The following is a 13521-nucleotide window of genomic DNA, read 5'->3' on the forward strand; positions in this document are numbered from 1 at the left end:
AGTCACTGAGACACTCTCGCAATCTAGCTTCAAACCAGAATGGAGTCCTTCTGCCGCTGTAAAAAATGGTACAAAGCACCGATTAGATTAGAGTCATTTCCAAACTGACATCTTTCGACTTTGACTGTTAATCCCTCTGTGTCATATTTCATTTCGTTTAATGTTTCATTAATCTTATCGATAAACCCCTCACGATGACTAATTGCACCACCAATCAAAATCTTCTCCGGATCAAGAATAAATTGTAAATTATAGATGCCCACAGCAAGCCGCCGCATAAATTTATCAATCTCGTTCTGTACTTCCGTATCTCCATTTTCTGCAAGCTCAAATATCATTTTACCGTTAAGAACATCGGGGTCCATGCTTTTCCGTTTAGCCACCTGCTTAATCAATCCGCCAACGGCTGCCAACGTACTATAGGTTTCCGCTGATTGAGTTCCCAGATAGTTCTCCATCATCATATAGCCAAATTCTCCGGCAAACCCATTTTTTCCATGCCTAATCTTCTTATCAAGGACCACTGCACCGCCAACTCCGGTACCAATTACAATACAAAGATAATCCTTTACATCCTTTGCCGCACCAATCCAGCCTTCTGCCAGTCCAGCACAATTTGCATCATTTTCCAATTCAACCGGTAACTCTGTGCGTTCCTGAAGAAGGTCTTTCATATTGGGACCATGAATATAAGGAAGAGCTGTAATCCCCTCAATCATTCCTGTTTCAATATTCACAGCACCCGGCATACTCACAGCCAGACCTTTTAACTGATACTTTTTATCAAACTCTTTAACGATTGAATCGACCGTATCCATAAATTTGGTGAGACTCTTTTTAGGAGTAGGAAGGGAGGATTTTTCAATAAAGCAACCCGTTTCGTCCATAAGAGCATATTTAATGGCAGAACCTCCAACATCAAGTACCACGTAGTAATTCACCACAAAACCTCCAGTCACCCATTTTTTACAAATAAGCTGCTTCTTCCGTTTTATCGTATTTAAATCAAATAATCTTAAATAGACATCTTTTGTTTTATTTAAAATAGATTCTTGTTTATACCTGTACCTGGGAAGCTCAGAATACGGGAGAATTGTTTCAACATGATTCCCGAATAATTAATTCTGAGTCAATAAATACTGGTTTTAATTGGGATCTGTCATTAATTAAATCATCGAGCATATAGGCAGATAATTTACCAAATTTCTCTTTATCCTGTTTCACCGTTGTTAATTTTGGATGACTATAACGGCAAGCTGCAATATCATCACAGCCAATTAACCGGATATCCTCCGGACAGTTTAAGCCTGCTTCTTTAATCGCTTGCAATGCTCCAAGTGCCATCATATCTGATGTCGCAAAAATAGCCTCAGGTAAGGTTTTAGATTGAAGTATTTGCTTCATTGCCACATACCCGCTTTCCTCGTGAAAATCACCGTACTGAATCCAGTCCTCACGAATCTCTAGACCAAATTGATTCAGCGCTTCCAGGAAACCTTGTTTGCGAAAGATCGAAACAGGAGAATCAAATTTGCCGCCAATAAAACCGATTTTTTTAATGGCATTAAGATAGAGATACTCCACTACTTTTCTCGACAACCCTAAATTATCCGTCATAATGTAACTTGCTTTAGGTCCTTTTAATTCAATATCGATTCCAATACATGGTAGACCGTCTAAGGCTAAAGCGTAGGTGGATTCCTCTACTTCTTCACCCGCAATAATTAAACAGCCATCCACATTAAAATGCCGGCATCTTGCCAAATAACTACCATTATCCGATTGAAAGTTTTCGTTTGAAAACATTAAAATATCGTATCCTAGTAAACCTATATTTTTTTTGAATGAAGAGATAACCTCATTGAAATAAGGATGGGTCATATCTACGTTAATTCTTCCTGCATAAATTAACCCAATTAGATTTGATTTTTTCGTTGCTAGGGATCTAGCGGAAAAATTGGGCTCGTAACCATTTTGGTTAATGATATCCATAACCTTTTTCTTCGTTTTTTCACTTATTCCCTCGTAATTATTAAGGACCTTTGAAACGGTACCCTGAGAAACATTGGCCATTTGCGCTATATCTTTAATGGTTAAATTCATGTAAATCCCTTCTAAATCCGAGTCATATAGTATTATCCAATTAGAGTAATAGGAGTTTTAATAGCGATTGTTTATTTAACAGAGCCTTCCGTAATACTAGAAATAAATAATTTATTAAAGAATAAGAATACTAGTAACAGAGGAACTGTTGCCCAAAATACTCCTGACATAATCATTCCAAAGTCCACATTATGTGTATTGCTTAATTGAGCCAATGCTACCTGAATGGTATAGTTTTCAGGATCCCTTAATACAGTGAACTGCCATAAGAACTCACCCCATACTGCCGTGAACACAATAATACCCAATGTTGCAAATGCAGGAAGCGTAATCGGCACGATGATACTGCGATAAATTCTAAAATTAGAACAGCCATCTAATTTTGCTGCTTCAATAAGCTCATCAGGAACCGATTTACTAATATATTGCCTCATGAGGAATATTCCCAAAGGATTTAAAAAGAAAAGCACCATTACACCTGGTAAGGTATCAAGCATGCCAGCCTTTGATATAAGGAAATATTGTGGGATTAAACCCAGTTGCGGCGGAATAATCATCGTTAGCAAAATTGCGACAAATAGTACATTTTTTCCCCGGAACGTAAACTTTGCAAATGCAAAACCGGCCAATGAACTAATGAATAGTACTACGATGGTTACGATGGCACAAATGACAAAAGAGTTCCACATTGAACCGAAGAAATCAATTTGATTTAATACCTTTTTAAAATTTTCAACTAACATATTCCCCGGTGTAAGGGTGGGAGGAATCGAGTTAAAGGCCGAGCTTGGACTAGTCGCCATTACAAACATCCAATAAAACGGGAACAAGGATAATAAGGAGGAGATGCCCAGTAAGCCATAAACTAATAGTTTGCTTATGGAAAATTTCCTTACTTTTTTATTTTTAGTCATTGCCCACCCCTCCTTTTTCTTCCAACTCCAGAAGTTACGTATACATTGATTGCTGCAATCACTGAGATTAATACCAGCAAAATAATAGCTGTTGCAGAAGCAGTGCCAAAGGATTGCAATCTGAAAGCATCACGATACAGGTACATAACAATCGTCATAGCTTCATCTCTTGTAAAGGCACCTGTTCCCATAAAGATAGTAGGCTCGGAAAACAGCTGCAAAGCTCCAACGGTAGAAGTAAAGACCGTCAGTATAATAAATGGTTTTAACAATGGAACCGTTATGTAACGAAACTGTTGCGTTTTATTTGCCCCATCAATCGTGGCGGCTTCATACAATTCATTGGGAATACTCTGAATTCCTGCTAGGTAAATGATCGTATTATAGCCAACCCATCGCCAAAAGACCATAATGGATATCGCAATTTTCGTTCCCCATTCTGAACTTGCCCAGCTTACTGGATCAAGACCTGCTAAACTAAGAACATAATTGGCTAAGGAGGATTCATGATTACTGAACAGCACACTGAAAATCAGGGCTACCGCAACCATTGATGTAATATAGGGCATAAAAATAGTGACTCTGAAGAAGTTTTTAAATCTTAGGAAGGCTAGATTTAACAGATAAGCAAAAATGATTCCAAACACAATTTGCGGAGCCGTGCCCATAATGCCCATAACAATCGTATTGTAAACAGCCTTCCAAAATAGAGGGTCTGTTAAAACAACCTTAAAATTATCCAACCCCACTGAGACCATGGGACTGAGACCATTCCACTTTTGAAACGCTAAATAAATACTGAAAATCATCGGATACAAACCAATAATCGCAAAAATGATAAAGAAAGGAGCAATGTATAAATAAGCGGAATACATATCTTTTTTAGCCTCAGACATAGCTCGCTTCTTTTTAACTTTGATTTCGTTCATACTAGGATTCGCTTTCACTGGATCCATTTCTACACCTCTTTTCTTATCAAAGATGGGAGCGGCGTTTCCATGAAAATCACGCCGATTCCCACCTTATTAGTAATCTATTAAAATTACCTGCTCAATAAGCCCTTGGAGCGCTTAACAGCAGCTTTCCATTCTTTTTCAGGATCCGTTCCTTTATTTTGAACGTTCTTTAAGCCATTCAGTACTTCTGAATAGATTGGAAAGTATTTTTCCCCTTTATAAACAGCTCCACTGATATCTTGTGCTGCTTTAGCAAATACCGGTGCTGTTGCTTGACCGCCAAAGAAGGCATCTTCGTTTGTTTTGAAAGCGTCCATTTCATATACAGATTGTGCGGAAGGGAAAAGTCCCTTGTCTTGGAAGGATTTCAGTTGATTGTCTGGAGAAACTAACCATGAAGTAAATTTATATGCTTCTTTTGCATTTTTCGTTTCGCTTGGTATGGAGATGAATGAACCACCCCAGTTTGCCGCAAATTCAGATGGCAATGTCGCTACTCTCCATTTACCGGAAGCTTCTTGCGCATTCCCTTCCATCCAGCCTTTTAACCAGCCAGCACCTAATTCAGCAGCAAATTCACCTTTATTTACAGCATTTGCCCACTCCGGTGACCACATTTCAAATTTACCGACAATACCCATTTCATTCAATTTCACAGCATAATCATAAGCTTCTTTAACGGCGTTACCATCCTCTTCAATCAATAACTCCCCTTTAGAATTAAGGAATGTTGTCTCTGCACCATCCAAGTAAGCTCTGAATGCCATTTCAATACTATCTATGAATACTTTTCCTGTTTTTTCCTTCACTTTTACACCAGCTTCTTCAAAAGCTTTTGGTGAATTAATCAGCGTGGCTACTTCCTCAGGATCTGTTGGAAGACCCGCAGCTTCAAATAAATCTGCACGATAGTACAAGGCTTTCGGTCCAATATCTGTTGGCAGACCAATCAAGAAATCTCCACTATCATTCTCACCTGTTTTCCATTTCCAATCTAAGTATTGATCCTGAATGTCTTTTGCACCAAGATCATATAAGTTTTCAAAGCGATCCTGTGCTCCTTTAAAACGGTCCAGTTGGTCAATTTCCAACATCGTGATATCAGGCGCTCCGCCTCCAGCAGATAAAGCGGTGAATAAAGCATCATGGTGATCTGCTGTTTCAGCTGCTCTTACTTTAATATTGACGTTTGGATTTTCCTTCTCATATTCCTTCGCAAGATCCTCATAATTCGTAGCTCCAAATGTCCAGAAATCCAAGGTAACTTTTTCTCCACTTTTACCACCGTTTGAAGAAGTCTTTTCATCATCCTTACATGCTGCTAATGAGAATACCAATGCCGTAGATAATCCGATCGCAGCCAGTTTTTTAAAACTTTTCATTTATGAAACCCCCTTATAATTGTTTTGTCTGCCGTACACCGAATCCAAAATGGCTATTATAAATTCTTATCCTTTCCTACCTCCTTTACCATGCTATTCTCTAAAAATATGATAATAGCTCCACTACAGAGAAACCGGTTTCCTAAAAAGTACAATTGTTATGTAAATGATACATAATGAAACCGCTTTCAACATGATTATAAATCCAAACAAATAGAAAATCAACCACTTATTGGAAATTTAATAAGCGATTATGGAAATCGCTTTCGTTAAAGCTCCTCTTAACCTAAAAATCAAATGGGTATTATTTAATGCCTAGTAAGCTAGCCTCAATATCCTATGTTCTTTTTCGTAGATAACGGCTCTTTAAATTGCAAAGACTATTGATTCCTTGGAGCTTCATGCCACTATGGTTATTAAAAATGAAAGGAACAAACTGTAATATACTGATATGAATGATAGAGTTCGCCATGGTTTTTAGTATAATAGTTTCAATTTTATCTCTATAATTTTAAGATAGGCTCCCTGCCGTTCATGTGTGAGTTGTTCCTATCAAAAATTCCTCCTGCACGGAGAAACGCCTGATACTCTCATGAATATATGAAAGAAGCGCCAGGATATCATTCCTAACGCTTCTTCATCGTCTGAGAGAAAACAAACCTTTATTTTTCTTTTCGTTCTGGTGGGTCTGCCTAAACACCACCAAGAAATGGCTTAATTACGAGCAATTAATTCTTTGATTTTCTGATTAATATCTCCACGCATTAGCCCGCCGTGATAACAGACAACATTCTCGATATCAAAAGGTGTAAACTTCTCTAATGATTGAAGAGCCTGCTCCATGTTTACCGTGGAATACGGTGAGGAAGGTTGGAGTTCACCGTTATGGATTACTAAAGCATCACTCGCTATCAACGTCTTACTTGCATGATGATACAGACTAACATGGCCTGGCGTGTGACCCGGCGTATGAATGACCGACAGCCCTCCTCCCATTGGAAGTTTCATTCCATCCGCCAATAGTTGCTTCACATTTGGCTTGGACGACCTTATAAAGACATTTTCGAACGATATGCGTACTTCGTCCGGTAATGATGCTAACTCTGCGGTAAGATTCTCAGGTGGGAACTTTAAAAGGCCAACTTTTCCATCAATTGTATCTCGATCATCTTCATGAGCGTAGACATCAAATGATGCCTCCCCCGATGCATCTAAAAATCCTGGAAAACCTCCAATATGGTCTATGTCCTGATGCGTAAGAATGATAGCTCGAAGTGGTTTCTTAGATATTCCAGCTTTCTCAACATACGAGATGATATCTTCAGCTAAACCGGGCATACCCGTATCAATTAACGTCCAATCGTCCTTATCATTTACGATTACAGGGTGAATCATCATAGAGCGTCCATTAAGCTTCATTTCCAATTCCAACATTTCTAACCCCTCCGCAATACGCATCATCCTTGCCAATCCCGGCACAAAGACCGAGCCTCGGCACACCTCCTTTTTTAGGAATATTTTAACATTATTAAACAACAAGGTATACTGCTTTCACTAAACGGATTAATTAACTCTTTTCACCACTTCCTTTTTTACAACCCCTAACAATAGGTCAAGTGAGTCAATTTATGTTAAAATTACACTTTATAGATGGGAGGAATTATGATGGTCAAAAAGAAAATATTGGCAGTTGTTACGAGCCATGGATATATGAAAAATGAAAAAAATAAAACAGGTTTATGGTTAAGTGAACTTGTACATTTTTATGATTGTCTAAAACTTGCAGGGTATGAGGTTGATATTGTCAGTACAATGGGTGGCAAAGTACCCCTGGATCCAAAAAGCCTTCTCCCTGTTTTGCTGGATAATAGGACAAAGGAATACTATTTGGATCCGTACTTTATCAGTAGATTGGATAAAACCATTTCGATTGATGAGGTTAAGGCTGATGAATATAGCTGTATCTATTTTGCAGGCGGGCATGGCACGATGTGGGACTTCCCTAACCAGTCCAGTATTCAAAAACTGACTGCTGAAATCTATGAAAATGGCGGGGTCGTTTCGGCTGTTTGCCACGGGCCTGCTGCTTTATTAAATGTTGAATTATCAGATGGGACTCATCTATTGGAAGGAAAAACAGTAACCGGTTATACAAATATGGAAGAAACGATTATGTTTGCAGCGAACAATATACCGTTTAAGCTTCAAAATGAGTTATCCGCTAAAGCAGGAAAATTCACAAAATCAGCTATTCCCTTCACCTCACATGTGGTAGAAAATGAGCGAGTAATCACAGGGCAAAATCCACAAAGTGCACGTGCAGTAGGTGAGATGACTTTACGCTTCTTACAAAATCGCAGAACCTATTAAAAAATGTCGATTCAAACTCCAAACCTTTGTTGGAGTATTGAATCGACATTTTTTATGATTTAGATTTACATAGGCAAAACATACAAAAAGATGGATAAAAAGTGGAGGATTGAAGCAACCAATACCATCAAATGCCAAATTGCATGGTGATAAGGAAACCCCCTCCATACATAAAAGATGCTACCTACGGTGTATAATAAACCGCCATACACCAGCATCATTAATCCAGTTGGTGGAACCGCCATTTTCAAAGGCTCCCAAGCTACAATAATCAACCAACCCATTACGATATAAATCATAGTAGAGAGAACGACAAATTTTCTTAGAAAAAGAGCTTTAAAAATAATTCCAGCTATTGCTAAAGTCCAAATGATTGCCAATAATGTATACCCTGTCTTACCTCCAATTGCAATGACTGCATAAGGTGTATATGTCCCTGCAATAAACAAATAGATGGAGGCATGATCAAAAAGTTCCATAACCATTTTGACTTTTCCTTCAGGAAATGCATGTGTCAGAGTCGAAAATGTAAAAAGCATCAGCATCGATATTCCGTAAATTAGAACTACCGATAGTCTATCTTCAGCTCCATTCGTTACAGAAAAAGTAATCATTAAAATGAGAGCTGCAAAGGATAAAGCTGCCCCAATGCCGTGCGTAATTGCGTTTACAATTTCCTCTTTTTGGGTGTATGTATAGACACGATTCATCATTATGCTCCTTTCTCTGTTGTTATTTGTCTATTCCCGCTTTTTTACTAACTTAATACCTAATTAACTATTTTTTAAGTTTTAATTTTTTTATTAGATAGGGCCAAACCTCCATAATGTCGGTTGCAAGCATTGCACTCGGCTCACGGTCATTTGCCCAATATTCTGATGATTTCCCGTGTAGGAAAACAGCATTCGCCACTGCTGAAGAATAGGATGCTGGCCCACCTTGGCACATTAACCCTAAAATGATGCCGAGCAATGTATCACCCGAGCCTCCTTTTGAGAGTCCACGATTACCCGTTTGATTGATATATCCAGTTCCATCAGGAAAAGCAATGACCGTATTTACTCCCTTTAAAACGACCGTCACCTCATGTTCAATCGCATAGTCACGCGCTACCGTGATGCGGTTTTCATTGATCCACTTAGCAGATAAACCCGTTATTCGTGCCATTTCACCAGGATGCGGTGTCAGAATAATGGGTGCCTGTCGCCCCTTTGGATACTCTCTTTTTTGGAGAGCTGCCGCGTCTAGAATAAGAGGCAGATCTGACTGCTCCAGCAAAAACTGTACTTTATTCTCCAAATGACTATCATGATCTAAGCCCGGTCCAATTGCTGCAGCTTTCATACTGGATAATTGTTTATTCTCTTTTAATTGTTGAAGCGGTTGATACCAATAGGTTGCTTCAGGAAGCCTCTGACAAATGATAGTTGATACACTTTTATCAGTTGCAATCGTCAGTTTCCCTATACCGGAACGCATAGCACCGAGTCCGGCCAAAATTGCACATCCTGGCATCTCTCCACTTCCAGCAATTAACAACCCGGTTCCAAATGACCCTTTGTGCGGATTATTGGGTAAAGCGGGCCAGGTTTTTCTGACATCATCCTCTTCCCACACTCTCCAGCCCGATTGCTGGATTAATCCAATATCAAGAGATTTAACTGTGCCGTAATAGTCAGTCGAGGGTACTAAAAAAGCGGAAGGTTTAATTCCATGTAAGCATAAAGTGTAATCTGCTTTAAAAGCTGTCATTACATTTCCTCTATCTGCTTCTACACCGGATGGGATATCTACCGCAATTTTCAATGCTTTGGATTGATTCCAATAGGCCAGCACTCGCTCTGCTTCATCCGATAATGGTGGTTTGAAACCAATTCCAAAAAGCCCATCTACCAGAACATCATATTCATTTTCAATTGTTTGGGTGTATGGATATCCACAAGTAATAAAATAAGAAAAATGTCGCTGAGCGACTTCAGACTTAGGCAGTCCAAACGGTAAGATAAGCCTTGCCTTGTATCCGTAGTTCAATAACAGTCTCGCAAGGACAATCGCATCTCCTCCATTATTTCCATTCCCGGCGAGTATACCAATCTCATCTTCTTTATGGATTAGATTCGTTACTTCTCTGAACAAAGCCTGCCCGGAATTTTCCATCAAAGTAAAGATAGATAACCCGTCTGCCGCGGCTTTACTGTCTATTTTTCTAATTTCATTCGAAAAATAAATATTCATCAATGGACACCTCTCTTCTACTTCTACTTTTAGTATACAACAATAGCATCGAGCAATTTAAGCGATATGACATGTATCCAGGAACTTTGAGTGAGGATAGAGGTGGGATAGGTGCCTGATAGCCGGGGGATAGTCGCTTCATAGCCGGGGGATAGTCGCTTCATAGCCGGGGGATAGTCGCTTCATAGCCAGGACATAGTGGGGCTTTGGCCAGCCTTTCACACGCCTTTGACCCCGGATAGCTGGAGCATAGGTGTCTCATGGCCCGGTGAAAGCAGCTTTCCCCTCCTTTCACACGCCTTTGACCCGGGATAGCGGGTGCATAGCCGCTTCATAGCCGGATGAAAGCACCTTTGACCCGCCTTTCACAGACCTTTTGACTTGCTATAAGCATGATATAAGCGTTGAAAAGCTACCGAAAAAATTTGGCCGATAAAAAATAAGAAGGCCGGCTCCGCAATCGGTGCCGACCTCCATTCAACCATCTGTATCTAGTAAAGTTTTTCGATCAATACCTGGTACTTTTCCTTTATTTAATGCTTTCTCCCAATTTCCATACATCGGATTCGGAAAAAGAATAAACTTATTTCCTATCCTATTCTTCATTAACTCAACTTGTCTTTTTCGTTCTTGGGAATCTAAAGAGTCAAACTCCTTAGAGAAATCAATTAAATTATCACCGAGGAGAAGAATAACGTCATGGTTCTTTTCGATTGCTTGCCTTCTTGATTCTTTACTCACTTCGTCTGTCAGTAAAATTAGATGTCCATTATCTATTTGCGGGAACCCAGCCTTCTTCAAGTTCTTTTCGGTAGCCTCGTATATGTGCTTTTTCCTATTTGTCACATAAAAGATTGTGATGCCTTTCATATCTGCATATTGAAGGAATTCTAATGCTCCGGGTAGTGGCTTGGCATTTGCTTGAGACACCCACTCATCCCAACCTTCATTAAAGGAAATGTTCTTTTGTACTATTTGAGCTAAAAAAGGACTATTATTTAATACGGTCTCATCAATGTCCAAAATAATGGCTTTATCCTTATCTGTCTTATGTTGTAACGCTTGATCAAGTCTAAGTTTTGCCAGTTCATATCCTTGCCTGTATAACGCATCAGCTTCCGCTGACTGTTGATACCAAAGGACCGACATAACATTTTCATCCTGCTGGCTTTTATACATACTTGCTTCAACACTGTATAGCGGCATATTACCCCAAACACAGAATAGAACGATAACGATAAATGCTTTTCTTATCGTATTCCTTTTCATTCCAATCACCTCTCGAACAGTTTCTCCAATGGTATATAATTTAATTAAATTTTATCGTAAAACAAATCAACACCCACTTGGTTATATATGGTAATATCTGATAAAGGATTTATTTATGAGGAGAGTGGTATTGAAATGGCTGCAAAAGTTTTATTAGAAATTATAAGAATTCTTGCTATATTCTTGCTTCTTGGAGCTATGGGCGGATTCTTCCTAGAGTCGATTTATACATTGATTGGTACGGACTCTAAGTATTTTTGGTTAGGCTATATCGCCATTCTTATTTTAATTTTCGTTCTTTACAGAAATAGGTGGCAATTTAGTGGATGGTATAAGGGAAAAGGGATAAAAAGACTTCCGAAAGTAATCTCAAATACACTTATAAACAGCGCAGTTATCCTACTATTATTACCGCCAATTCTAACCTACTTAATGGACTATCTTTAAATTCAGTAAAAAAACTTAAACCATAAACTAGATGGTTGACCATCCTTTAAGATCATCTTTACATTTGTATAATTATATCCTCTAGCAATATCGTTTGAATAACCATTCCTGATTAACAAAAATAGCGCTAAACCATTTAGGCTTAACGCTTTCACTTTTTCATTCATTTATATCTCAGATCCATTCTTTTCCGTGTTCACGAATGAAGTAGATATCTTTTTGATAATGGTCCAGCTCTCCTCGATTAATCATCTGTTGAAAAGCAAGATTGCCTTTACTAGCTTTTTGAAGCATAGTTTGCCTTAAAGCTTGTAAGCGTAACAAGACCATCTCTAAAAACTCTTCTTTCAAGTCCACCATCCCATATGATTCAAAAAATAATTGCACTCTTTGTTTGATACGTTTGGCATCCGTTGAAGATTTATAATAAACCGCCTCACCTGTTTCCGTATGATAAAGCCTACTTAAAGGGACGCACGTATAAAGAGTATAGACGATATCCCAAAGTCTTGGCCCTGGAGCAGCCATATCAAAATCAATAATACCCACCGGTTTTTTGTGGTTAAAAATGATGTTGTATATGGCAAAATCGTTATGACATATAACCTCCATGTTGTTGTCCGGAGTCTGATCCATCGGTTTCCATTCATCTGATAATGGAAAGTCACTTACAGCATCATGATAGAGCCGCAGCATAAGCGCAATGTCTTTTAAGGTATTATTTGACCACATATACTCTTTTAAAGGATAATGACCAGCTTCTCCTTCAATAAATGACAGGATCTCTCTTCCTTTTTCATCAACACCAAAAAACATTGGCGCACTCTTATAACCTTTGTTCTCCAAATGCTTTAAAAGCTTATGAATTTTAGTCCCTTCTGTCTTTAAGTCTCGTCGCACAGTATCACCAATCCGATATACGTTTGAAACGTTTCCACCTGTCAATACTTCTTCACTTTCGTACTCATTTGCCATTTAAATCCCTCCAATTTTGGGGAACTGGAATTGTGTTAATAAAAATGTGTTTACGCCTTGGTAAGAGGAATTTAATTATCCACACCATAAATCCCTTGAATGATTTCCGCTACAAATATTCTTAACAGTGAAGAATCACACCGGCTGAATCATTTCAAAGGGGATACTCATGAGTACTCCGCAATTTACAAGCTGCAAAGGTATAATCTTCCTCTTTAAAAAACTAAACATCCTCTATACAGTGCCATTCAGAAATTAAATAACTGCTATAAATAAAGAAGGAATTCAGAATATAGCCCTTCAAAGACTCCTTCTGAATTCCTTATCTTTAGTAAATGAGCAGGTTTACACCCGCCTATATTAGTACTGATTAGTCGTAGTATGGTGTTTTGTCAATATTTTTAAAGATTGAATCTGTCCCAGATGTATCGCTTCATGATTTAGTAAGAAGTGAAACAGATCGCTTTTTGTTTCAACATTGAATTTTTTTAAAGGGCCGGTTACCTCTTCTCGCCAGTATTCTGGCGGAAGTTCTTTAATTCTCTTTTCCTGTGTGAGGTAATTGGCTTTTATATCTTTCAGAGAAGGCGCGCTTCTTTGCCAATACTTTGGAGAAGTCCCGCTGCAAAAAAATTCACCATATAACTTTGAAAGTGGTGACCCACTGTCAGGATAATCGAATAAGATTGCTTCCGCACTGACTAGGATATGACCTAATTGCCAGCGAATTGTATTATTAAAACCTTCTGGTTGAAAGTCAGCTTCTGCTTCAGTTAAATCCTCAAAAGTTTCATGCAGTTTGGTTCTGGTTAACTCAAATTGTTTTTGCATACCAGACGTTTCCATTTATACCCCTCCAAATTATCTGTA

Annotated in this window: 13 protein-coding genes; 2 read left to right on the plus strand and 11 right to left on the minus strand. The window is 38.6% G+C overall.

The genetic code is table 11. The features are described from left to right. Positions 1-29: 29 nt before the first annotated feature. The 6 genes from AC4G3K_RS00575 to AC4G3K_RS00600 all read right to left on the minus strand — a co-directional run bounded on the left by AC4G3K_RS00575 (position 30) and on the right by AC4G3K_RS00600 (position 6789). On the minus strand, positions 30-941 hold the full coding sequence (locus AC4G3K_RS00575; protein ID WP_491132111.1) for an ROK family protein: 912 nt from the start codon (positions 939-941) through the stop codon (positions 30-32). A gap of 157 nt (positions 942-1098) precedes the next feature. Beyond that, positions 1099-2103 carry a LacI family DNA-binding transcriptional regulator gene (locus AC4G3K_RS00580; RefSeq protein ID WP_491075338.1) on the minus strand — a complete coding sequence of 335 codons (1005 nt, stop codon included), beginning with the start codon at positions 2101-2103 and terminating at the stop codon, positions 1099-1101. Positions 2104-2174: 71 nt separating this feature from the next. Beyond that, positions 2175-3017: a carbohydrate ABC transporter permease gene (locus tag AC4G3K_RS00585; RefSeq protein WP_491075339.1), complete on the minus strand. Its 843-nt coding sequence runs from the start codon at positions 3015-3017 to the stop codon at positions 2175-2177. Further along, positions 3014-3973, minus strand: a complete 960-nt coding sequence (locus AC4G3K_RS00590) for a carbohydrate ABC transporter permease (RefSeq protein WP_491075340.1) — start codon at positions 3971-3973, stop codon at positions 3014-3016. The genes AC4G3K_RS00585 and AC4G3K_RS00590 overlap by 4 nt, the downstream gene beginning before the upstream one ends. Before the next feature lie 86 nt (positions 3974-4059). Then, a complete protein-coding gene (locus AC4G3K_RS00595; protein WP_491132112.1) occupies positions 4060-5355 on the minus strand; it encodes an ABC transporter substrate-binding protein in 1296 nt (431 codons plus the stop codon). A 714-nt stretch (positions 5356-6069) separates the two neighbouring features. Further along, on the minus strand, positions 6070-6789 hold the full coding sequence (locus tag AC4G3K_RS00600; RefSeq protein ID WP_491132113.1) for an MBL fold metallo-hydrolase: 720 nt from the start codon (positions 6787-6789) through the stop codon (positions 6070-6072). Positions 6790-7020: 231 nt separating this feature from the next. Between AC4G3K_RS00600 and AC4G3K_RS00605 the strand changes: the two genes are divergently transcribed. Then, positions 7021-7725 carry a type 1 glutamine amidotransferase domain-containing protein gene (locus AC4G3K_RS00605; protein WP_491075343.1) on the plus strand — a complete coding sequence of 235 codons (705 nt, stop codon included), beginning with the start codon at positions 7021-7023 and terminating at the stop codon, positions 7723-7725. A 65-nt stretch (positions 7726-7790) separates the two neighbouring features. On the opposite strand, the gene trhA is transcribed toward AC4G3K_RS00605, so the two are convergent. The 3 genes from trhA to AC4G3K_RS00620 all read right to left on the minus strand — a co-directional run bounded on the left by trhA (position 7791) and on the right by AC4G3K_RS00620 (position 11229). After that, positions 7791-8435 carry a PAQR family membrane homeostasis protein TrhA gene (trhA, locus tag AC4G3K_RS00610; RefSeq protein WP_491075344.1) on the minus strand — a complete coding sequence of 215 codons (645 nt, stop codon included), beginning with the start codon at positions 8433-8435 and terminating at the stop codon, positions 7791-7793. 67 nt (positions 8436-8502) lie between these two features. Next, positions 8503-9960: an NAD(P)H-hydrate dehydratase gene (locus tag AC4G3K_RS00615; RefSeq protein WP_491075345.1), complete on the minus strand. Its 1458-nt coding sequence runs from the start codon at positions 9958-9960 to the stop codon at positions 8503-8505. A 477-nt stretch (positions 9961-10437) separates the two neighbouring features. Beyond that, positions 10438-11229, minus strand: coding sequence for a 5'-nucleotidase, lipoprotein e(P4) family (locus AC4G3K_RS00620; RefSeq protein WP_491132114.1), 792 nt, complete (start codon positions 11227-11229; stop codon positions 10438-10440). 135 nt (positions 11230-11364) lie between these two features. Between AC4G3K_RS00620 and AC4G3K_RS00625 the strand changes: the two genes are divergently transcribed. Next, on the plus strand, positions 11365-11676 hold the full coding sequence (locus AC4G3K_RS00625) for a hypothetical protein (RefSeq protein ID WP_491132115.1): 312 nt from the start codon (positions 11365-11367) through the stop codon (positions 11674-11676). Between the two features lie 174 nt (positions 11677-11850). Here AC4G3K_RS00625 and AC4G3K_RS00630 read toward each other — a convergent pair whose 3' ends face one another. Continuing rightward, positions 11851-12651 carry an aminoglycoside phosphotransferase family protein gene (locus tag AC4G3K_RS00630; protein WP_491132116.1) on the minus strand — a complete coding sequence of 267 codons (801 nt, stop codon included), beginning with the start codon at positions 12649-12651 and terminating at the stop codon, positions 11851-11853. Between the two features lie 360 nt (positions 12652-13011). Beyond that, positions 13012-13497: a DinB family protein gene (locus tag AC4G3K_RS00635; RefSeq protein WP_491075349.1), complete on the minus strand. Its 486-nt coding sequence runs from the start codon at positions 13495-13497 to the stop codon at positions 13012-13014. Positions 13498-13521 lie beyond the last annotated feature (24 nt).

It is taken from the genome of Bacillus sp. z26 (genome assembly GCF_058313635.1).